This window comes from Bradyrhizobium arachidis, from assembly GCF_015291705.1.
Lineage (GTDB): Bacteria > Pseudomonadota > Alphaproteobacteria > Rhizobiales > Xanthobacteraceae > Bradyrhizobium > Bradyrhizobium arachidis.
Map to the genome: position 1 here is coordinate 5,200,292 of NZ_CP030050.1, position 21,445 is coordinate 5,221,736.

Annotated in this window: 16 protein-coding genes and 1 tRNA gene; 12 read left to right on the forward strand and 5 right to left on the reverse strand. The window is 64.1% G+C overall.

Annotated elements, in window-relative coordinates; genetic code table 11:
• Nucleotides 1-330: 330 nt before the first annotated feature.
• Nucleotides 331-846 carry a hypothetical protein gene (locus WN72_RS24340; protein ID WP_244553796.1) on the reverse strand — a complete coding sequence of 172 codons (516 nt, stop codon included), beginning with the start codon at nucleotides 844-846 and terminating at the stop codon, nucleotides 331-333.
• Nucleotides 847-971: 125 nt separating this feature from the next.
• Here WN72_RS24340 and WN72_RS24345 point away from each other — a divergent pair, with 125 nt between their 5' ends.
• The gene (locus WN72_RS24345) at nucleotides 972-1,385 is read left to right on the forward strand and encodes a hypothetical protein (protein WP_143130642.1); all 414 of its coding nucleotides are present in this window, start codon (nucleotides 972-974) and stop codon (nucleotides 1,383-1,385) included.
• 1 nt (nucleotide 1,386) lies between these two features.
• Here WN72_RS24345 and WN72_RS24350 read toward each other — a convergent pair whose 3' ends face one another.
• On the reverse strand, nucleotides 1,387-1,539 hold the full coding sequence (locus WN72_RS24350) for a hypothetical protein (protein ID WP_167380921.1): 153 nt from the start codon (nucleotides 1,537-1,539) through the stop codon (nucleotides 1,387-1,389).
• Nucleotides 1,540-1,657: 118 nt separating this feature from the next.
• On the opposite strand from WN72_RS24350, the gene WN72_RS24355 reads away from it, so the two are divergent.
• From WN72_RS24355 to WN72_RS24375, 5 genes are all read left to right on the forward strand, one after another.
• Nucleotides 1,658-2,245, forward strand: coding sequence for a hypothetical protein (locus WN72_RS24355; RefSeq protein ID WP_143130643.1), 588 nt, complete (start codon nucleotides 1,658-1,660; stop codon nucleotides 2,243-2,245).
• Nucleotides 2,246-2,268: 23 nt separating this feature from the next.
• Nucleotides 2,269-2,469: a cold-shock protein gene (locus WN72_RS24360; RefSeq protein WP_092217212.1), complete on the forward strand. Its 201-nt coding sequence runs from the start codon at nucleotides 2,269-2,271 to the stop codon at nucleotides 2,467-2,469.
• 135 nt (nucleotides 2,470-2,604) lie between these two features.
• Nucleotides 2,605-4,341, forward strand: coding sequence for an AAA family ATPase (locus WN72_RS24365; RefSeq protein ID WP_092217213.1), 1,737 nt, complete (start codon nucleotides 2,605-2,607; stop codon nucleotides 4,339-4,341).
• A 607-nt stretch (nucleotides 4,342-4,948) separates the two neighbouring features.
• Nucleotides 4,949-5,578: a hypothetical protein gene (locus tag WN72_RS24370; RefSeq protein WP_143130644.1), complete on the forward strand. Its 630-nt coding sequence runs from the start codon at nucleotides 4,949-4,951 to the stop codon at nucleotides 5,576-5,578.
• The gene (locus tag WN72_RS24375; protein ID WP_092217215.1) at nucleotides 5,575-6,834 is read left to right on the forward strand and encodes a DNA-packaging protein; all 1,260 of its coding nucleotides are present in this window, start codon (nucleotides 5,575-5,577) and stop codon (nucleotides 6,832-6,834) included. Before WN72_RS24370 ends, WN72_RS24375 begins: the two co-directional genes overlap by 4 nt.
• On the opposite strand, the gene WN72_RS24380 is transcribed toward WN72_RS24375, so the two are convergent.
• Both WN72_RS24380 and WN72_RS24385 read right to left on the reverse strand, forming a co-directional pair.
• Entirely contained in the window at nucleotides 6,831-7,679 is an 849-nt protein-coding gene (locus WN72_RS24380) for a hypothetical protein (protein WP_143130645.1), read from the reverse strand. The two genes, WN72_RS24375 and WN72_RS24380, sit on opposite strands and share 4 nt — an antisense overlap.
• A 342-nt stretch (nucleotides 7,680-8,021) precedes the next feature.
• Nucleotides 8,022-8,098, reverse strand: a tRNA-Arg gene (locus WN72_RS24385).
• Nucleotides 8,099-8,505: 407 nt separating this feature from the next.
• On the opposite strand from WN72_RS24385, the gene WN72_RS24390 reads away from it, so the two are divergent.
• The 6 genes from WN72_RS24390 (at nucleotide 8,506) to WN72_RS24415 (ending at nucleotide 19,689) form a co-directional block, all read left to right on the forward strand.
• Nucleotides 8,506-13,710: an alpha-2-macroglobulin family protein gene (locus WN72_RS24390; protein ID WP_092217302.1), complete on the forward strand. Its 5,205-nt coding sequence runs from the start codon at nucleotides 8,506-8,508 to the stop codon at nucleotides 13,708-13,710.
• 96 nt (nucleotides 13,711-13,806) lie between these two features.
• Nucleotides 13,807-15,915 carry a penicillin-binding protein 1C gene (gene pbpC, locus WN72_RS24395; RefSeq protein WP_092217217.1) on the forward strand — a complete coding sequence of 703 codons (2,109 nt, stop codon included), beginning with the start codon at nucleotides 13,807-13,809 and terminating at the stop codon, nucleotides 15,913-15,915.
• Between the two features lie 50 nt (nucleotides 15,916-15,965).
• Nucleotides 15,966-17,708, forward strand: coding sequence for an ArnT family glycosyltransferase (locus WN72_RS24400; RefSeq protein ID WP_092217218.1), 1,743 nt, complete (start codon nucleotides 15,966-15,968; stop codon nucleotides 17,706-17,708).
• 1 nt (nucleotide 17,709) lies between these two features.
• On the forward strand, nucleotides 17,710-18,555 hold the full coding sequence (locus WN72_RS24405) for a phosphatase PAP2 family protein (RefSeq protein ID WP_092217219.1): 846 nt from the start codon (nucleotides 17,710-17,712) through the stop codon (nucleotides 18,553-18,555).
• Nucleotides 18,556-18,619: 64 nt separating this feature from the next.
• Entirely contained in the window at nucleotides 18,620-19,354 is a 735-nt protein-coding gene (locus WN72_RS24410) for a glycosyltransferase family 2 protein (RefSeq protein WP_027557996.1), read from the forward strand.
• Complete coding sequence (locus WN72_RS24415; RefSeq protein ID WP_092217220.1) at nucleotides 19,351-19,689, forward strand: lipid-A-disaccharide synthase N-terminal domain-containing protein; 339 nt, start codon at nucleotides 19,351-19,353, stop codon at nucleotides 19,687-19,689. Before WN72_RS24410 ends, WN72_RS24415 begins: the two co-directional genes overlap by 4 nt.
• Nucleotides 19,690-19,711: 22 nt before the next feature.
• Here the strand turns inward: WN72_RS24415 and WN72_RS24420 are convergent, their stop codons facing one another.
• Complete coding sequence (locus WN72_RS24420; RefSeq protein ID WP_092217221.1) at nucleotides 19,712-21,403, reverse strand: Na/Pi cotransporter family protein; 1,692 nt, start codon at nucleotides 21,401-21,403, stop codon at nucleotides 19,712-19,714.
• Between the last annotated feature and the right edge of the window lie 42 nt (nucleotides 21,404-21,445).

Below are 21,445 nucleotides of genomic sequence, written 5' to 3' on the forward strand. Positions count from 1 at the left end.
GTCGCTTGGTAAGTTGTATGCAACTCCCAGATGAACAAACCGGGAGGAGCTTAAAGATGCTACGCCTCTTCGTTTCGATCATTTTTGCGACAATCGCGCTGACCTTTTCAGCCACTGCCGCCGATCTATCCAAGAAGCCGAGGCCGGCCGATTGGTCAAAAATCTGCGAGAATTCTGGTCGCGGCAGGCCGGCTTGTAAGGCAGATTGCAGGCAGAATGGCAACAGCCAAGCATGTAGCGTCTATTGCCCCGACGGATACCATATTGGTAATTGCCTCGTGGGCGTGAGTTGTCCGTTTCAGAATTGCTGAGCCGATTTATTGGTGTGTTCTAAGTCGTCGGCTTTGCCGGCTTGCGGGCCGCCGCGACCGGTGCTGCTACCGGCGGCGGGGCTGGCGGCGTTTCCATGCTGGCTTTCAATTCATCGAGCGTCTGCTGTGTCCGGACTGCGCCTTCGCCCCCATTGACCGGAGTTATCCGTTCGAAACCCGAGCCAGGGTTGGTAACGAACATGCCAGCCGCCACAACGCGGGTAGTTTCGCCGATCGGGGCAAACGTGAACACGATCCGCTCTGCAGGGATGCCGTCGTATTTGGAGCCAAGCAACAGCGCGGCGCCGAAGTTCTCCGATGGCTTCTCGACCTGCAATAGGTACTCGGTATCCTTCGTTACGTTGAATCGCTTGTCCATTGCGAGCGATAAGAGCCTCGCCTTGATTGCGGCCGTCGGTGCGCGAATGGTCACCTCGGGCTTTCCGCTCGCGGTGTTCGGCGCTTCTGCGGCCGTCTGACAGCCCGCGAGAGCAACGGCCAGAACGGCCGCCATTGTGCAATTGCGAATAAACATGGATCGCCCCCTAAAGGGCCCATCAAAGCGCAACTTACGCGAGCGCGCAACAAAAAGTCTGTGAAAATAGGGGCTTATGCAAACTGTCAACACAAAACCCGGGGCGGCCGTGGTACCTGTCGGTTGTGACCGATTGGACCGACGAGACCCTTAGACCTTTGGATGAGTTGGCGCGCATTGCGTTTCCGGAAGGCAGTGGCGTGACAGCGGACACGCTCAAGCGTCTAGCCCGCGCCGGTAAGCTCGTCGTGTATCGACCTGGGAAGCAGCATCTGTCGACGCTGGTCAATGTGTGGGAAATGGTTCGGGCAACGCGTGTGGGGCCGAAGCCTCCGACGACAAAGAAGCGGTCACCATCCGCACCGAATGCGCTCGGGCTCACCGAGTTGGAATTGTCAAACCTAGCTCTTGAGCAAGCGCGCGAGGCGCTGCGGCGCCGTGAGGAAAAGCGCATCGAGGACGAATGGGAGGCCCGCTACGAGCGGCGAAAAGCGGCCGAGAGAAAAGCCCGGCCGCCTCGCACACCCAAGTCTCCCTAATTCACTCCGGCTTTGGCAGCTTCACGCCATGCTCCTTGGCAAGCGCTTTGAACATCGTGAACGAGCGATCGAACGCGCTCTTTGCGTTGACCATCTCCTGCGCCATCGCCATGACCGCGCGCGTGGTGAATTCCTTGTCAGCCTTCGATGCCATCCGTCTTCCCTTTCCCCAGAGCGGACTCAAACCGCCGTGTTGTTGACTTGTTAAGAATAGCAGGTGTATAGATTATTTCAACAGTAAAAACTACCGGTAAAAGTACGGGCCGCGTAACATGGCTACATCTGGCGATCTCGCGAAGGCGCTGTCGGAATTACTCAATGAGCCCTTTTCGACAGTGGATCTATACGGCCGACATCTGAGGGCGGCCGGACTCCTCAACATCAAAGGCCACGGGCGCGGCGCCGCGGAAATGACGGCACGCGACGCGGCGGTGTGGCTGATTGCGCTTGCGATCGATCATGAGCGCGGTGGAGACTTCGGCAAGGAGGTCAAACGGGTCCTCGACCTTCCGATGCACGAATATCTAATCAATCCGAAGGGCTATGCGGACGATCTCACGCACCTATCGGCAAAAACCGCCGGGCATGGGCTCGCACTTTTCCTTGGCGACATGCTGTTGCCGCGGATCCGAGAGCGCCTTGAGCGTGGCGACGATCTTGTGACGGCTAACTTTGACGCGGATGGGGTGTTCGTCTCGCTATCGATCTTTGATCGGCCGTCCGACGAAGTGGCTCAATTCGTCAACACACTTTACCAGCGGGGCGAACGGAAGCGGCGCGATGTCGAGCGTCTGACAGTATTTCACGGCCGCGTGCTGCTGGAGATTGCGAAGCTGCTTGGACTGAAAGAACCGACGTAACTCTCACCGAAAGGAGAACACAGATGAAAATTGGACGGGTGAAAAAGTGGAACGCCGACCGCGGGTTCGGCTTCATCACGACAGATGGCTATGACGTGTTTTGCCACGTCTCCGCGCTGCCGCTCGGCACTAAATCGCTCGAAGTGGGTTCATACGCCGGCTTCGAAATTGAGATCAGCTCCCGAACCGGGAAGCCGCAGGCTGCGAACGTTCGCACCGTCTAAAAGTAAACGCCCCTGCAACGGGCATTGCAGAGGCGTCGAAAGGTAGTCGTAAACTGTCGCGAGTTCACCGCTACCACACTTCGACGACGGCCGCAATGTAAATGTTGCGTGGGGCTCCAACGATTGGAGTCCACGATGAGCTTACTTGAACTCGACGAAGTCGAACGCCTTGCGACGCCGGTCGCGATGGAGGCTATGCGCGATCTCGCTGAATGGTGGGACGGCGGCCCCGAGCCGGAGATGTCGCCGCCCCTTTGCCTTGGCTGGGACATGCACCGCCTGTGGCCAACTGAGGGGTTCGCACTCTGGCGCGATCTCATGTTCGAGTATGAGCCGCCTTGCTGGATTCCGGGCGTCCACGAGCCCGTGACAATGGAGCAATACGAGGCCGCTCTAATTGAACAGTGGCAACTTTTCGATCGCGAAAAGCACTGGACCGACTCCCTCATCATCGACGTCCTTGCCAGCGAGAAGGAACATCGCGGCTACCAGCCGTGCGGCGTTGCCTGGGAACGGACTGAGGCAATCTTAAACGACCTGGCCGCGAAGGTCGGTGCCAAACGTGCAGCGGTCAAGACCGCAGAAGACGCGCGCGAAGCCAGGCGCCTGAAGCGCCTCGACCGTTTTTTTGATCTGGACGACGCCGGCTACGCCAAATGGCTGGCGGACGGCCGCCCTGAGATCAACGGAGCCAAATACGAGCGCTGGACTGAACGGCGTTTTCGCGAACTGCTGGAGAAGACACCCCCGATGCCCGTTGTTCCTTTGAAAGCTCCCGCGGTCCCGCAACCCGACCTGCTTAGGTCATCTGGTGAGTTCGTCGGCGCTTTCGAGCCACCCGACTTTCTGGTCGATGGCATCTTGCAGCGGCGTTATTTCTATAGCCTCACCGCGACCACGGGATCGGGCAAAACCGCGATCGCCATGCGGGTCATGGGGCACGTCGCAGCCGGCCGGCCGCTGAACGGCGTCGCAGTGGAGCAAGGGACCACGCTCTATTTCGCTGGTGAGAACCCGACGGACGTCCAAGCGCGTTGGCTCGGCCTGACGCGTGACATGGAGATCAGCCCCGACACGTCGGCTGTGCACTTCCTCGTCGGCGCGATGGACCTTAATCAGACGGCCGAGCGCATTACCGCGGAGGTGATCCGGAAAGGGCTGAACCTAGCCCTAGTAATCGTGGACACCGCAGCGGCCTACAATTCGTCAGAAGACGAAAATTCCAACACGCAGGCCGGCGCATACGCCAGGCAGCTCCGATCCCTTACGCAATTGCCTGGCGGGCCGACCGTCATTGTGCTCTGCCATCCGACGAAGCGGGCCGGCGACGACGACCTGATCCCCCGCGGCGGCGGCGCGTTCCTGGCTGAAGTCGACGGCAACATTGCGGTTCAGCGTCGCGACTCACTGCTCGCTCTCACCGCGCAGGGCAAATTCCGCGGCCCTGAGTTTCCCGCGATGCATTTCGAACTCGAAACGGTGCGCGATCATCCAAAGCTCAAAGACACAAAGAGCCGACCGATCCCGACGGTCATTGCGCGGCCAGTCGGTGGCGATAGGGCAAACGTGATGGAGAAAGGCGCCGACCACGACAACGAGCGTGTGCTGCGGGCTGTGAGCGATCGGCAGGGCTCGTCCCCCACTGACCTGGCCAAGGCGCTTGGCTGGACATACGGAGCGGCTATGGCCCCCAATCAAACGAAGGTGGCGCGGGTTTTGAAACGACTGCTCAAGGAAAAGCTAGTGGTCGAGCGGCTTGGCGCGTGGCGAACCACACAGACGGGGGATCGCGAGTTGAACGCGATCGACGCAAAGCGCGCGACCATGCCGGTGCCGCCGATCCCAATGCCGCGCGGGTCTACTTCATTTTGAAGTGGAAGAACGCACATACAGGGCTGTGCGTTTCTGATGCCGAGTTTCGCTCAGAACGCACAGTTTTCGCACATGTGCGTTTTGCGCTGTGCGTGTGTGCGAAAATTCAAAAAATCGTTGCGATTTCCATGGCTTCATACTTTTGGACATTGTGCGAAGACGATATTCGGAAAGGGGGACGTTTACGTCCCTTCCGATCGTACGCACACACACTCAGATCCTATGGCTGTGCGTGTGTGCGTTGCCCATGGAAAATGAGTTTCTCAGCGCAGACCAAAGAACGACAGGATGATGCCGATTATCACGACGAGCCCGACCAGGTAAATAATACTGTTCATGGTGTTGTCTCCTCCGTGTTTGTCAGTGGAGAGCAAACCTGCAAGCCTTGCTTATAGTTCCCCGTTGCAACGCCGCATCAATCCGCGCCGGTTTTTCAGTGCTTTCGCGCTCGGTTCTGTCACCCGGTCACGCGATTAACGGATTATATATCTTCTACTCTCATCCTAACTACTTGAAATAACGTCATTCCCTTGAGTTTGTCGCGCCTATGTTGTGCCCTTGGCCGGTGATGCGGGTCGGGGGCGCAATTCACATTGGAAAAATGCGAATGAAATCCGGCCCTAAATGCACCGTTTGCAGCCACGACGAGAGGTGGCGAATCGAATTGCTGCGTGCGGGCGGCGCCTCACTCGATAGCCTGGCTACGAAGTTCGGACTGTCCAAGGACGCTATCGGCCGGCACTGGCACAACCACGTCAGCGCTGAAATGAAGGCGTCCTATCTCGTCGGGCCGGCGCAGCTTGCCGACCTTGCCGCGAAGGCGGCCGACGAGGGCGCGTCGGTGCTCGACCACTTCAGGGCGGTGCGCACAATGCTCATGTCGCAGCTTGCGGCGACCACCGAAGCCGGTGACGCACGCGGGGCGGCGATCGTGGCCGGCCAGCTCGTCGGCGTGCTGGAGAAGATCGGCAAGGTGACTGGGGAGATTGCGACGATCGCGCAAGGCACTATCAACATTCAGAACAACGTGGCGATCGTGAACAGTCCGCAGTTCGCCAAGGTGCAGGCGGCAATCCTGCGAGCCCTGGCACCGCACGGAGCCGCGCGCGCGGCCGTTGTGGCGGCTCTTCACGAACTGGACTCCGAGACGGCCGACGGGGGCAGGGTGCCTGTGGTGATCGATGCTGTCGCGCTGCCGCCGCCTTGCCCTGTATCGTTACCGGAGCCCGCCCGATGACCAGCATCGCCGCCGCGCTCGCCAACGCCCTTGAGGACGGCGGATGGCGCGCCAAGGCCCGTCTGAGCCAACTGCCGCCGCCCGGCGAATGGAACGGCTGGATGATCCTAGCCGGCCGCGGCTTCGGCAAGACTCGAGCCGGGGCAGGGTGGGTGCACGAACTGGTCGAGACCCGCCAGGCCGGCCGCATCGCCTTGGTCGCCGCCACCGCGGCCGACGCTCGGGACACGCTGGTCGAGGGCGTCTCGGGCCTGCTCAACACCGCGCCGGCATGGAATAGGCCGATCTACGAGTCGAGCAAGCGCCGGCTGACCTGGCCGAATGGAGCGGTCGCGACGACCTTTTCCAGCGAAGAGGCAGACCGGCTGCGCGGCCCCGAGCACGACGCGGCATGGGCCGACGAGCTGGCAGCGTGGACCGACGTGCAGGGCACCTGGGACATGTTGCAATTCGGCCTGCGCCTCGGGAAGCGCCCGCGCTGGTTGGTGACAACGACGCCCCGGCCGATCAAGCTGCTCAAGGAGTTGTTGGTGCGCCAGGGCAGGGACGTTGTGGTGACGCGCGGCTCGACCTTCGAGAACGCAGCCAATTTGGCGCCGACTTTCCTTGCTGCCGTTCGCCAGCGCTACGAAGGCACCCGCCTAGGGCGTCAGGAACTGAACGCTGAGTTGTTGAGCGACAATCCCGGCGCCCTATGGCAACTGGATTGGCTGGACCGCGATCGTGTTTCGGCTGCGCCGGACCTGCGCCGCATTGTTGTGGCCATTGACCCGGCCGTCTCCAACAACGAGGGATCGGATGAAACGGGAATCATTGTTGCTGGCGTGACGAGAGACGACAAAATCTACGTGCTCGAAGATTGCTCCGGTCGTTATGCTCCGCACGAATGGGCGGCGGTGGCGATTGCCGCCTACCGACGGCACAAGGCCGACCGGATCCTAGCCGAAATCAACAACGGCGGCGCGATGGTCGAGGCAACCATTCGCGCGCTGGACCACCGCGTGAGCTTCAAAGCGGTGCACGCAAGCCGTGGCAAGGTGGTGCGCGCCGAGCCGATCGCAGCGCTATATGAGCAGCGGAAGGTCCACCATGTCGGCGGGTTCGACGTGCTGGAAGACCAGATGTGTGCATTTACATCGGATTTTGACCGCGCGAAGGTCGGGTATTCGCCTGATCGTGTCGACGCGCTCGTGTGGGCGCTGACTGAGCTGAGCGGGCCGCAGAACATTATCATACGGACGCCGCTGCGGATTTAACTCGGAGGAAGGACCCGATAGCGCAGTTCGACCATATCGTCGATTCCTCCGTGAAGCCGATGCCACGGCTCTGAGGATCGAACGTTGAGACGAACGATCAGTTCAAGCCCTACGTGTTTCATATTGATCGACAGCCGCACTGGAGAATTTTGACCGACGTCCCCGTTAAAGGTCATCCAATCAACACTGTAGCCACTAAAATTCGGGTCAACCTCTGCTTCCACGATAAGCTCGTCCCCGACGTATAGGTCGCCGTTTCCTTGCTGACGCACGTCGACAAAGTGCATGTTTTGGCCCGGACCATGCGCCAAGTGAAAATCATTGCCACGGTTGTCGACGACGCGAGTGAACGTTGGAACATTGAATTGCCGTTCCATGTTTTGCTCTCTGAAGTGTTGCTTGATTGAATCGATGAGGTCGTTTGAGTAGCAAACGGCACGTTCATGGTCACGGTCGCTGCACGTGCCGCCATGAGCAAGTTTATTTCGAATTTCCTCCAGCCGGTTGAGAAAGGTCCGCGCCTCGGCAGGCCCATCTGGATAAGCCGCTTTCAGTGCGTCTCGAAAGTTCCGCTGATGTAATTCAGGGTGCAGTACGATCGTAATGACATGGCCGAGATCCGCAGCGTCGATGACGCGAGCAAAGCGCCCACGATCGGATTCAAATCTCGTTGTGATCTGCCGGCGAATGTCTTTTGAGATAACCTTGCATCCACCGGCCTCATCTGGCCCGAGATAATTTGGTCCGAACCTATTTGGCAGCTTCGATTCTATAAGCCGGCGCAGCCAACTCTCGGCGGAATCGAGAAAGCGTCGAGCCACCTCTTTTCGCTCGGCTTCGGTCATCCGCGTTGCCGGTAGCCCTCGACCCACTTCTGAGCCTGAACAGCTAGAATCGGCCCGAGCAGCGTGCACGCAGTTATAACGACGTCCGATAATTTAAGAATCGATGCGGCTTCCTCAGCCATGGTCCTCTCCAAAACGAATCAACGACGGATCGTTGCATAACCGTCGCGCACGCTGGACGGCAGTTCATCGCTTCCCGACCTATTCACAGCCCATTGTCGCGCCCCGTGTCGCGCCGAGTAGCCGGGAGTTGTAGGGAATCGTTGGAAGTATTGGGGAATTTTGCGCAACAGGCGCAACACGATTTGAGGGTGGCAATACCGTCTAAGTTATTGAATTGACTGGCGATCCCGGCAGGACTCGAACCTGCAACCCGCGGAGTAGAAATCCGCTACTCTATCCAGTTGAGCTACGGGACCGTCTTGAGCCACCCCCCGGTTCGGGGGCCGGCCGTTCATCTAGCATGCCAATATGAAAAATCTGGTGTTTCGCCAAGTCTGAACCGAACCGATTTCCTCCGAGCCGCGACAAAGCGGAACGGCGGGGTGTCAGGGTGCCGGGTTGAGCGGCAGCGCAACGGACGATGGTTCACATCGCCGGGAAGCGCTGAGGAGCTTCCGGGACGCGGCCGCCGGTCGACTGGCTAGGTATTGCTGCGCCATCAGGACGGCGTGCGCGGCGATATCGCGGCCGGTCTCCTCTGGGCTTGCCTTGTCATGGCGAATGCGACGATTTGCACCTTCGGTTCCATCGCCTTGAGTCCGTCACCTTTCCGCGCATTTCATTTGCCGCCGCGGCGCTCGTCCGCGCTTTCCGGGAGTCCATCATGATCGGTCTTGTTCGCGCCGTCACACTCTGCGCCACGCTGGCGCTCGGCCTTTCGGCTGCGCAAGCCGCCGACAAGGCGTTCAAGCGCGACGATCTCGCCGATTCCGCCATCAAGCTGGAGGCCCAGATCAAGAGCGAGGCGGGGCCGGTCGCCAAGACCAATGCGACGCTCAAGACGGACGCCGACGCTGCCTTCCGCCGCAATGACTACCGCACCGGACTGTCGGTGCTCGGCCAGATCGCGGCGACCACGCCTGACGATGCCGGCAACTGGCTGCGGCTCGCCAAGGTGATCTTCCAGATCTGGCCCAAGAACTCGAGCGAGCAGACGTTCCTTTTGGAGCGCGCCTCGACCGCCGCTTACATCGCCTACCAGCGCGCCGGTAATCCGGGCGAGGAGGCTGATGCGCTCGCCGTGCTCGGCAAGTCGCTCGCCGAACGCAAGCTCTGGCGGCCGGCGCTGGATGCGCTGCGGCTGTCGCTCGAGGCGCGCGAGGTCGCCGACGTACGCGGTCAGTATGAGAAGATGCGCGACGAGCACGGCTTTCGGCTGCTCGACTATACCGTGGACTCGGATTCAGCGAGCCCGCGCGCCTGCTTCCAATTCTCGGAGGAGCTCGCCAAGCGCACCGATTTCGCGCCGTTCCTGGCGCTCGCAGGCCAGGATAAACCGGCGCTGTCGGCCGAGGGCAAGCAGCTCTGCGTCGACGGCCTCAAGCACGGCGAGCGCTACAACATCAATCTGCGCGCCGGCCTGCCGTCCACGGTCAAGGAAGGCCTGCCGAAATCGGCCGAGTTCAACATCTATGTGCGTGACCGCAAGCCCTTCGTGCGCTTCACCAGCCGCGCTTATGTGCTGCCCAGGACCGGCCAGCGCGGCATTCCCGTGGTCAGCGTCAACACACCCGCGGTCAGCATCAACGTGTTCCGGATCGGCGACCGCAACCTGATCAACACGGTGGTGGACAGCGATTTCCAGAAGACGCTGACCAAATATCAGCTCGGCGATCTTGGCGACGAGCGCGGCGTCAAGGTCTGGTCCGGCGAGCTCGCGACCGCGATGACCTTGAATCAGGACGTCACCACGGCATTCCCGGTCGATCAGGCACTCGGCGAGCTGCAGCCGGGCGTCTATGTGATGACGGCTGCCGCCAAGGGCCCGGGCTCGAATGACGAGTACCAGCTCGCCACGCAATGGTTCATCGTCTCCGATCTCGGCGTGTCCGCTTACTCCGGCAATGACGGCATCCATGTCTTTGTGAACTCGCTGGCCTCGACCGATCCGGTCGGCAAGGCCGAGGTGCGGCTGGTTGCCCGCAACAACGAGATCCTGGCGACCCGCAAGACCGACGATTCCGGTCACGTGCTGTTCGAGGCTGGCCTTGCGCGCGGCGAGGGCGGCCTGTCGCCGGCGTTGCTGACCGTCACGGGCGAGAAGGCGGACTATGCCTTCCTGAGCCTGAAGACCTCCGCCTTCGACCTGTCCGATCGCGGTGTCGCGGGCCGCGCCGTGCCCGCGGGCGCCGACGCCTTCGTCTATGCCGAGCGCGGCGTCTACCGCTCCAGCGAGACCGTGTTCCTGACAGCGCTGCTCCGCGACGGGCAGGGCAATGCCGTGACCGGCGGGCCGCTGACCCTGGTGATCGAGCGCCCCGACGGCGTCGAATTCCGCCGCGCCGTGCTGGCCGACCAGGGTGCCGGCGGCCGCACGTTGTCCGTGCCGCTCAATTCGGCCGTCCCGACCGGGACCTGGCGGGTGCGCGCCTTCACCGATCCGAAGGGCAACTCGGTCGGCGAGACCACCTTCATGGTCGAGGATTATGTCCCAGATCGGATCGAATTCGACTTGTCTGCCAAAGACAAGCTGATCAAAGCTAACGCTCCTGTGGAGCTTAAGGCGGACGGCCATTTCCTCTATGGCGCGCCGGCCTCCGGCCTTGCGCTCGAGGGCGACATGCTGATCGCGCCCGCAAGCGAGCGTCCGGGCTTTGCCGGCTATCAGTTCGGCGTTGCCGACGAGGAAACCACCTCGAACGAGCGCACGCCGCTGGAGAACTTGCCCGAGGCCGATGCCAATGGCGTTGCCACCTTCCCGGTGACGCTGGACAAGCAGCCGGCATCGACGCGGCCGCAGGAGGCGCAGATCTTCGTCCGCATGGTCGAGACCGGCGGCCGCGCCGTCGAGCGCAAGCTGGTGTTGCCGGTCGCGCCCGTTGCGGCGCAGATCGGCATCAAGCCGCTGTTCGGCGACAAGAACGTCGCCGAGGGCGACAAGGCCGAGTTCGACGTCGTCTTCGTCTCGCCCGAGGGCGAGAAGCTTCGCCGCGACGGATTGCGCTACGAGCTCCTGAAGATGGAGTCGCGCTACCAATGGTATCGCCAGAACAATTACTGGGAGTACGAGCCGGTCAAGTCGACCTCGCGCGTCGCCGACGGTGACGTCACTGTTGCCGCCGACAAGCCGGCAAGGATCTCGCTCAGCCCGCAGCCGGGCCGCTACCGGCTGGATGTGAAGTCGAACGACGCCGACGGCCCGGTGACCTCGGTGCAGTTCGACGTCGGCTGGTATTCCGACGGCAGCGCCGACACGCCTGACCTGCTGGAGACCTCGATCGACAAGCCGCAATACGCCTCCGGCGACACCATGACGGTATCGGTCAATGTCCGCTCCGCGGGCAAGCTCACCGTCAACGTGCTCGGCGACCGCCTGCTCACGACGCAGACCATCGACGTCAGGGAAGGCACCGCGCAGGTGAAGCTCCCGGTCGGCAAGGACTGGGGCACCGGCGCCTATGTGGTGGCAACGCTCCGCCGTCCACTCGATGCCGCCGCCCAGCGCATGCCGGGCCGCGCAATCGGCCTGAAATGGTTCGGCATCGACAAGCAGACCCGCACCCTCCAGGTGAAGCTGACGCCGCCGGCGCTGATCCGCCCGAACGCGGCGCTGAAGATTCCGGTCAAGCTCGACGGACTCAATCCGGGCGAGGACGCCAAGGTGGTGATCGCCGCGGTCGACGTCGGCATCCTCAACCTCACCAATTACAAGCCGCCTGCGCCGGACGATTACTATCTCGGCCAGCGCCGCCTGAGTGCGGAGATCCGCGATCTCTACGGCCAGCTCATCGACGGCATGTCGGGCACGCGCGGCCAGATCAAATCCGGCGGCGATGCCGGGGCCGCCGAGCTCCAGGGCTCGCCGCCCGCGCAGAAGCCGCTGGCGCTCTATTCGGGCATCGCGACTGTTGGTGCCGACGGCACGGCCGAGGTGAGCTTCGACATTCCGGAGTTCGCCGGCACCGCGCGCGTCATGGCGGTGGCGTGGACCGCGACCAAGCTCGGACGCGCCAATACGGACGTCGTGATCCGCGACCCCGTGGTGCTGACCACGACGCTGCCGCGGTTCCTGCTCAATGGCGACCATGGCACGGTCAATCTCGAGATCGACAATGTCGAGGGCCAGGCCGGCGACTACGTGATCAACGTGAAGACGGGCGGCCCGGTGAAGATGACCGGCAATCCCGCTACAACGGTCAAGCTCGCCGCCAAGCAGCGCAACGCGTTCTCGCTCGCGCTCGATGCGACCGCGGCGGGGCAGGCGACGCTCGACGTCGACATCAAGGGACCGAATGGCCTTACGCTGGCGCGCCATTATGCGTTCGACGTCAAGGCGGCGACGCAGGTGCTGGCGCGGCGCTCGATCCGCACCCTCGCCAAGGGCGAGAGCCTGACGCTGACCTCGGACATGTTCTCCGACCTCGTGCCGGGCACCGGCAGCGTCTCGGTCTCGGCCAGCCTGTCGACCGCGCTCGATGCGGCGACGATCCTCAAAGCGCTCGACCGCTATCCCTATGGCTGCTCGGAGCAGATCACGAGCCGGGCCATGCCGCTGCTTTACGTCAACGAGCTCGCGACCGGTGCGCACCTCGCCATGGACACCGAGGTCGATCAGCGCATCCGCGATGCGATCGAGCGGCTTTTGGCCCGCCAGGGCTCCAACGGCTCATTTGGCCTGTGGTTGGCTGGTGGCGACGATGCCTGGCTCGATGCGTACGTGACGGACTTCCTGACCCGCGCCCGCGAGAAGGGCTTTGCGGTGCCGGACGTGCCGTTCAAGAACGCGCTCGACCGCATCCGCAACTCGGTCGTCAACGGCAACGAGCCGGAGAAGGACGGTGGCCGCGATCTCGCCTACGGGCTCTACGTGCTCGCCCGCAATGGCGCAGCGCCGATCGGCGATCTCCGCTATCTCGCCGACACCAAGCTCTCCAACCTCGCAACGCCGATTGCGAAGTCGCAGCTCGCTGCGGCGCTCGCGCTGGTCGGCGACCGCAACCGCGCGGAGCGGGTTTATGGCGCGGCTCTGGACTCATTGGCACCGAAGCCGGTGCTTGAGTTCGGCCGCACCGACTACGGCTCGCAGCTTCGCGATGCCGCAGCTCTGGTCTCGCTCGCGAGCGAGGGCAATGCGTCGAAGGCGACGCTGACGCAGGCGGTGTCGCGGGTCGAGACCGCGCGCGGGCTCACGCCCTACACCTCCACGCAGGAGAATGCGTGGCTGGTGCTGGCGGCGAGGGCGCTCGCCAAGGAGAACCTGTCGATCGAGGTCGACGGCCAGCCGGTCAAGACTGCGCTGTACCGCAGCTACAAGGCGGACACGCTGAGCGGCAAGCCGCTGAAGATCACCAACACCGGCGACGCACCGGTGCAGGCGGTGGTCTCGGTGTCGGGCTCGCCGGTGACGCCGGAGCCGGCCGCCTCGGCGGGGTTCAAGATCGAGCGGAACTACTTCACGCTCGACGGCAAGCCCGCTGATATCAGCAAGGTCAAGCAGAACGATCGCTTCGCCGTGGTGTTGAAGATCACGGAGGCGAAGCCCGAGTACGGCCACATCATGGTGTCCGACTATCTGCCGGCGGGTCTGGAGATCGACAATCCGAAGCTGGTCTCGTCAGGCGACAGCGGCACGCTGGACTGGATCGAGGACGGCGAGGAGCCTGAAGACACCGAGTTTCGCGACGACCGCTTCACCGCGGCCGTGGACCGGGCCGCGGATTCCAAGGCGGTGTTCACCGTCGCCTATGTCGTGCGCGCCGTCTCGCCCGGCAAATACGTGCTGCCGCAGGCCTATGTCGAGGACATGTACAACCCCTCGCGCTACGGCCGGACGGGCACGGGAACGGTCGAGGTGCGGGCGGCGAAGTGAGTGCTTGGGATGACTGACGCTCCGAACGGGCTACAAACTCCGTCGTCATGCCCGGGCTTGACCCGGGCATCCACGGACTTTGGTGCCGGGGCCAACGTGGATGGCCGGGACAAGCCCGGCCATGACGGAGCAAGGGGCAGGGGCCATCGTGTCCTCTCTGCCCTCGCACTCACTTTCATCCTCGCCATCATCGGCTTCGTCGCATGGGTCTACTCGCTCGGACCGCTTCCGCTCGACGAGGCGCGCCAGGTCTCGACCACCGTCATCGACCGCAATGGCAAGCTCCTCCGCGCCTACGCCATGTCAGACGGCCGCTGGCGGTTGCCTGTCGATGCGAAGGCCAACGTCGATCCGACCTATCTGAAACTGCTGTTCGCCTATGAGGACCAGCGCTTCTACGCGCATAACGGCCTCGATCCGCTCGCGCTCGGACGCGCCGCGTTGCAACTGGGAACGCGCGGCCACATCGTGTCCGGCGGCTCGACCATCTCGATGCAGCTGGCGCGGCTGATGGAGCCGCGGCGACAGCGCTCGCTCTATGCCAAGCTGCGCCAGATCGTGCGCGCGATCGAGATCGAGCGCAGCATGAGCAAGGCCGAGATCCTCGACCTCTATCTCGCGCTTGCGCCTTACGGCGGCAATCTCGAAGGCATCCGCGCCGCCTCGATCGCCTATCTCGGCAAGGAGCCGAAGCGGCTCTCGCTCTCTGAAGCTGCGCTGCTGGTCGCCCTGCCGCAATCGCCGGAGACGCGCCGGCTCGACCGCTATCCCGAGGCGGCGCGCAGGGCGCGCGATCGGGTGCTCGATCGCATGGTCGCGGAGCATGTCGTCAGCTCTGAGGACGCTGCGCAGGCCAAGGCCGCGCCCGTGCCCAAACTGCGCAAGCCGATGCCGATCCTGGCACCGCATGCCTCCGACTCCGCGCTCGCGACCGTCAAGGATACGCCGGTCATCAAGCTAACGCTGGATGCGACCTTGCAGAGGGTGTTGGAGCCGCTGGCGCGCGACCGCGCCATTGCGCTGGGGCCGAACATCTCGGTCGGTATCATCGTGGTCGACAATGAGAGCGGCGACGTGCTCGCGCGCGTCGGCTCGGCGGATTATTTCGACGAGAGCCGGGCAGGGCAGGTCGACATGACCCGCGCCGTCCGCTCGCCGGGCTCGACGCTGAAACCCTTCATCTATGGCCTCGCCTTCGAGGACGGCTTTGTTCATCCCGACAGCCTGATCGACGATCGTCCGGTTCGCTTCGGCTCCTATGCGCCGGAAAACTTCGACATGACGTTCCAGGGCACGGTGCCGGTGAAGAAGGCGCTGCAATTGTCGCTGAACGTCCCGGCGATCGTCCTGCTCGACCGCGTCGGCGCGAGCCGGCTGGCCTCGCGGCTGCGCCAGGCCGGCGGCAATCTCGTCCTGCCCAAGGACGAGGCGCCGGGTCTCGCAATGGGCCTCGGCGGCGTCGGCGTGACGCTCCAGGATCTCGCCCAGCTCTACGCGGGTTTCGCCCGGCTCGGCACCACCAGGCCGCTGCGCGAAGTCGTCGCGGCAAAGGATGACCGCGAGCCGATGCGGCTGTTGGACCAGGCCGCGGCCTGGCAGGTCGGCAACGTGCTGCTCGGCACGCCGCCGCCCGAGAATGCCGCCCACAACCGCATCGCCTTCAAGACCGGCACGTCCTACGGCTATCGCGATGCCTGGTCGGTCGGCTTCGACGGCCGCATGACCATCGGCGTCTGGGTCGGCCGGCCCGACGGCGCTCCGGTTCCCGGCCTGATCGGGCGCGTCGCCGCAGCTCCAATCCTGTTCGACGCTTTCGCCCGCACCGGCAAGACGCTCACACCGCTGCCCAAACCGCCCAAGGGAACTTTGGTCGCCAGCAACGCCAAGCTGCCGCTGCCGCTGAGGCGGTTCCGCCCGATTGGGGAACTCGTTCGCACCGGCGGCGAGCAGGCGCTGCACATCCAGTTTCCGCTGAACGGCTCGCGGATCGACGTCGATCGCTCCGGTGGTGCGGAAGCCGCCGCCATGCCTGTCAAGGTCGCCGGCGGTGTCCTGCCCATGACCGTCATGGTTAACGGAACCTCGCGCGGCGAGATCGACGGCCGCCGCCAGCGCCTGATCGATCCGCCCGGTCCGGGCTTTGCACGCCTCACCGTGATCGATGCCACGGGCGCCGCGGACACAGTTGTCATTCGAATTCAATGACCCTGGCTTAAGCGGTTGTGGCGATGGCGGTTTCAGCGTAAGCGGAACCAATGGCCGAGACCTACCCAACTCCCCGTTTTGGAGCGCCCCGCGAGCCGAAAACGCCCGTAAATCCGGGCAGCCGGCTGGTGTCGCTGCTCGACGTCGTCACGTCCAGCCATGCTCGCGCGGCCGGCTTCCTGGTGCTGTGCGCGCTGCTGTTGTTCCTGCCTGGCTTCTTCACCATCCCGCCGGTCGATCGCGACGAGGCGCGCTTTGCGCAAGCGACCAAGCAGATGGTCGAGAGCGGCGACTATGTCGACATCCGCTTCCAGGAGGACGTCCGCTACAAGAAGCCGGTCGGCATCTATTGGTTGCAATCGGCGGCGGTTGAAGCTGCCACGGCGCTCAAGCTGCCGAAGGCCGAGTTGCGGATCTGGGTCTACCGCATTCCTTCGCTGCTGGGCGCGATCGGCGCGGTGCTCATGACCTATTGGGCCGCGCTCGGCTTCGTGACGCGGCGCGCTGCGGTGCTTGCTGCGCTGTTGATGTGCGCCTCCGTGCTGCTCGGCGTCGAGGCTCGGCTCGCAAAGACCGACGCGATGCTGCTGTTCTGCGTGACCGCCGCGATGGGCGCGATGTCTCGCGCCTATCTGTCCTGGCAGCGCGCCGAGGACGAGACCCGTCCGCCGTGGAGTTGGCCCGCAATCTTCTGGACCGCGCTCGCGGTCGGCATCCTGATCAAGGGTCCGCTGATCCTGATGTTCGCCGGCCTGACCATCGTCGCGCTGGCGATTTTGGACCGCGATGCCTCCTGGCTGTGGAAGCTGCGTCCGGTCTGGGGACTGATGTGGATGCTGGTGCTGGTGCTGCCCTGGTTCATCGCGATCTTCTGGCGCGCGGGCGATGCCTTCTTTGCGGACTCCGTCGGCGGCGACATGCTGAGCAAGATCGGCGCCCAGGAATCCCATGGCGCACCGCCCGGGCTCTACCTCGCGCTGTTCTGGATCACGTTCTGGCCGGGCGCGCCACTCGCGGCGATGGCGGCGCCTGCGGTGTGGCGGGCGCGGCGCGAGCCCGGCGCGCAGTTCCTGCTGGCCTGGCTGATCCCGTCCTGGATCGTGTTCGAGGCGGTGCTGACCAAGCTGCCGCATTACGTGCTGCCGCTCTATCCGGCGATCGCGATCCTCACCGTCGGCGCGCTGGAGCGGAACGTGCTGTCGCGCTCGTGGCTCGCGCGCGGCTCGGCCTGGTGGTTCGCGATCCCTGCGGCGGCCTCGATCATCGCGGTGGTCGGCGCGGTCATGCTGACGCGGCAGCCGGCCTTCGTCGCCTGGCCGTTCATCGCGGCCTCGCTGATCTTCGGCCTGTTCGCCTGGTGGCTGTTCGACAGCAACCGCGCCGAGCGCTCGGTGCTGAATGCACTGGTCGCCGCCCTGATGCTGGCGGTCGTGGTCTGGGGCATCGTGCTGCCGTCGCTGACACCGCTGTTTCCAAGCATCGAGGTGGCGCGCGCGCTGCGCAACGTCAGCTGCGTCGGGCCGAAGGCGGCGGCTGCCGGTTATCACGAGCCGAGCCTCGTGTTCCTCACGGGTACGCAGACGCTGCTCACCGACGGTTCTGGCGCGGCGGATTTCCTGCGGCAGGGGAGCTGCCGCTTCGCGCTGATCGAACAGCGCTCGGAACGCAGCTTCGTGCAGCGCGCCGAGGCGATCGGGCTGCGCTACAAGGTCGGTGCACGCATCGACGGCTATAATTTCTCGCAAGGGCGGCCGATCTCGATCTCGATCTTCCGCTCGGAAGGCACCGAGTAGGATGCCTGGGACGACCGACATCGCGCCGCGTGCGGGCTATCCGGCGCAATTGCTCGCCGTGTCCGGGCGCGCGCTGGCGCAGCTCGTGCGAACACCCTCGCATTCGCGCCGTGCTGCTGCCGCGCGCAAGCTGGCGCGACATTCGCTGTGGCTGAGCGCAGTGGGCGCGGCCTTGATCGTCGTGCTGATGGTCGCGTTCGACCGGACCGAGATCCTGCTGATGCCGGCGCGCGGCACGCCAAGCCTGTGGCCGATCAGCATCCTGACCGATTTCGGCAAGGACGAGTATGTGCTCTCGGTGCTCGGGGCTGCGCTCGTGGTCGTGGCGCTCGTTGCGGCCGGGCTTCACGGCACACGCCGCGCGCTGCTGCTCGGCTTTGGCACGCGGCTCCAGTACCTGTTTCTGTCTGTAGCTCTGTCCGTGTTCGCCGGCGAGATTCTGAAATACATCATCGGCCGGGGGCGCCCGTTCGTCGGTGGCGCGGCCAATCCGTTCAATTTCGTCCCGTTCGAGGGAACGGGGGCTCATGCCAGCCTGCCGTCCGGGCATGCGATCACGGCATTTGCGCTGGCGTTCGCGGTCTCGGCGCTGTGGCCGCGGTTGCGCGTGTTCATGTTCACTTACGCAATCGTGATCCTGCTGACGCGTCTCGTGCTGCTCGCGCACCACCCGAGCGACGTCACGGCGGGCGCCCTGCTGGGCATGGTCGGCGCCATGGCGGTCCGCTACTGGTTCGCAGCCCGCAGGCTCGCCTTTGCCATCCGGGCCGACGGCACCATTGTGCCTCTTCCGGGGGCAGATTCGGGCCGTCTCAAAAGGGTTGCCCGCGGGGCATCCGCCCCATAAAAGCGGCTGCTTCCTGGGACCGCCGGTTCCTTGAGGGCAGGCCCATTCCAACCACGAGCCTCCTTTGTCGACGTCCCAGCCTTCGGTTTCCATCGTCGTTCCCGTGCGCAACGAAGCCGACAACATCGCGCCGCTGATCGCCGAGATCGGTGCGGCGCTCGATGGCCGCTGGGCCTACGAGATCATCTACGTCAACGACGGCTCGACGGACGCCACCGGCGAGCGCCTGATGGCGATGATGAAGCAGCGGGACAATCTGCGGCAGCTCCGCCACGCCAGGTCGGGCGGCCAGTCGGCGGCGGTGCGCAGCGGCGTGCGCGCGGCGCGCGGGCAGATCGTGGCGACGCTCGACGGCGACGGCCAGAACAACCCGGCGTTCCTGCCGGACCTGATCGCCGCGGTCGAGAAGGACAGCAAGGTCGGGCTCGCCGCGGGACAACGCGTCGGCCGCAAGGACACCGGTTTCAAGAAACTCCAGTCGCGCGTCGCCAATGGCGTCCGCAATTCGATCCTCAAGGACGGCACGCGCGATACCGGCTGCGGGCTGAAGGCGTTCCGGCGCGATATCTTCCTGATGATGCCCTATTTCGACGGGCTGCATCGCTTCCTGCCGGCGCTGGTCCGCCGCGAGGGCTTTGATATTGCCTATGTCGACGTGATCGACCGGCCGCGCCATTCCGGCGTGTCAAACTATGGTTTCTTCGACCGGCTGTGGATCGGCATCATGGATCTCGCCGGCGTGTGGTGGCTGATCCGCCGCAAGAAGCCGACACCAGATGTGACTGAGGTGAACGCATGATCATTCAATACGGTCAGGCGCTGAGCAATTATCTCTACGACGTCTTCGTCGCCAAGTTCGACTTCTGGCTGGCGTTCGGCCTCGTCGCGCAGCTGTTCTTCACCGCGCGCTTCCTGGTGCAGTGGATCGCGAGCGAGCGCGCCGGCAACAGCGTGGTGCCGATGGCGTTCTGGTTCTGCTCCATGGGCGGCGGCTTGATGACGCTGGTCTATGGCGTCGTGAAGCGCGAGCCGGTGATCATCCTCGGCCAGGCGCTGGCGACCATCATCTATATCCGCAACATCATGCTGATCATCAAGAACCGCGGTCGCGCGTCCAAGACGCTGGATCGCTGATCCCGGTGTCTGGTCCAAGGTCCTAGCGCGGCAACGCCGAAGCCGCGCCTGAGGCGGGCAGGGCGGTGGCCTCTGTCTCGGTCCGGCGATAGGGCTCGCCGGCCGCCTCCAGCACGGGATAGGCGACCGAGCAGATATGCGAATGGATGCGGCGCAGATCGCGCAGAACGTCCAGATGCAGCGAGGTGGTCTCGATGGTCTCGGGGCGCCCTTCGCGCAGGCGGTCGAGATGGCGCTCGACGGCGGCGAGCTCGGTGTTCCTGAGCGTGGTCTTCTCCACCAGCAGCTTGCGCGCCTCGTTGGCGTCACCCGACATGAACACGCCGAAGGCGATCCGCAGCGAGTCCATCGTGCGCTTGTGGAAGGCGGCGAGCTCCTCGGCGCCCTCGGCCGAGAATTGCAGGCGTCGCTTGATCTTCTTGGTGGCAAGCTCGCTCAAATTCTTGTCGATGATGTCGCCGATATGCTCGAGGTTGATGGCGAAGGAGATGATCTCCATCGCGCGCCGGCCCTCGCTCTCGTCGAGGCTGCCCCGCGTCAGTTTCGTCACGTAGAGCTTGATCGCCTCGTCGAGGCCGTCGACGGCATTGTCGGTCTTCGTCACCTGGTCGACCAGCGCCCGGTCGCCCGTCATCATCGCCGTCATCACCTTGCGCAGCATGACCTCGACGAGGTCGCCCATGCGCAGGGTTTCGCGGGCGGCGTCGGCGAGGGCCAGTGACGGCGTCTCCAGCGCGCTCTCGTCCAGATAGCGCGGCCGGGCCGGGTCGGCCTCCTGGATGCGATCGGGCAAGAGCCGGGTCAGGGCGCGCGACATGGTGTCGAGCAGCCCGATGAAGATGACGGCCGTACCCGCGTTGAAGGCGATATGGAACGCTGCCGTCATTTTGGCGAGATCAGGCTGCCAGGCGTGCATGTAGCCGGCGATCACGTTCAGGAACGGCAGGACGAGTGCGATTCCGGCGATGCGATTGACGAGATTGCCGACCGGCAGGCGGTAACTCGCGGGATCGTCGCGCCTTGCCCCTTCGAACACGGGATTGATGGCACTGCCGAGATTGGCTCCGAGCACCAGCGCGAGCGCCGCGTCAGGCGTGATGAACTGCGAATAGGCGAGCGACATGATCAAGAGCACGCTGGCGACGCTCGAATGCACCGCCCAGGTGATGAGTGCGGCGATGACGATGCAGAGGACGGGATCGCCCGTGATGGCCGACATCATGATGCGCATGCCGGGCGCGTTCTCCGCCGGCGCCAGCGTATCGAGCAGGATATGCAGCGACAGCAGCATCAAGCCGAGGCCGATGCAGACGCGGCCGATGTCCTTGATCCGCGAGCGCGGGCCCGAGCGAAAGGCGACGAGCCCCAGCACGAACAACACCGGTGCGGCCGCCGCGATATTGAACGAGAGCACCTGCACGATCAGCGTCGTGCCGACATTGGCTCCGAGCATGATGGCGAGCGCGGCCGCGAGGCTGACGAGGCCTTCGGCGGCGAATGAACTGGTGATCAGCGCAGTCGCCGTGCTGCTCTGGAGCAGCGCGGTGAGGCCGAGGCCGGCCGCAAACGCCTTGAAGCGGTTGCCAAGCGCCTTGCCGAGCAGCCGCCGCAGGTCCGGGCCGAACGCGCGCAAAATGCCGCTGTGGACCATGTGCAGGCCCCACAGCAGCAGAGCAACGCCGCCCATCAGATCGAGCAGAACCAACGTTCCCATTCTCCCTGTCCGGATTGAGAGTCGATTGGTGAGGCTAGCGCC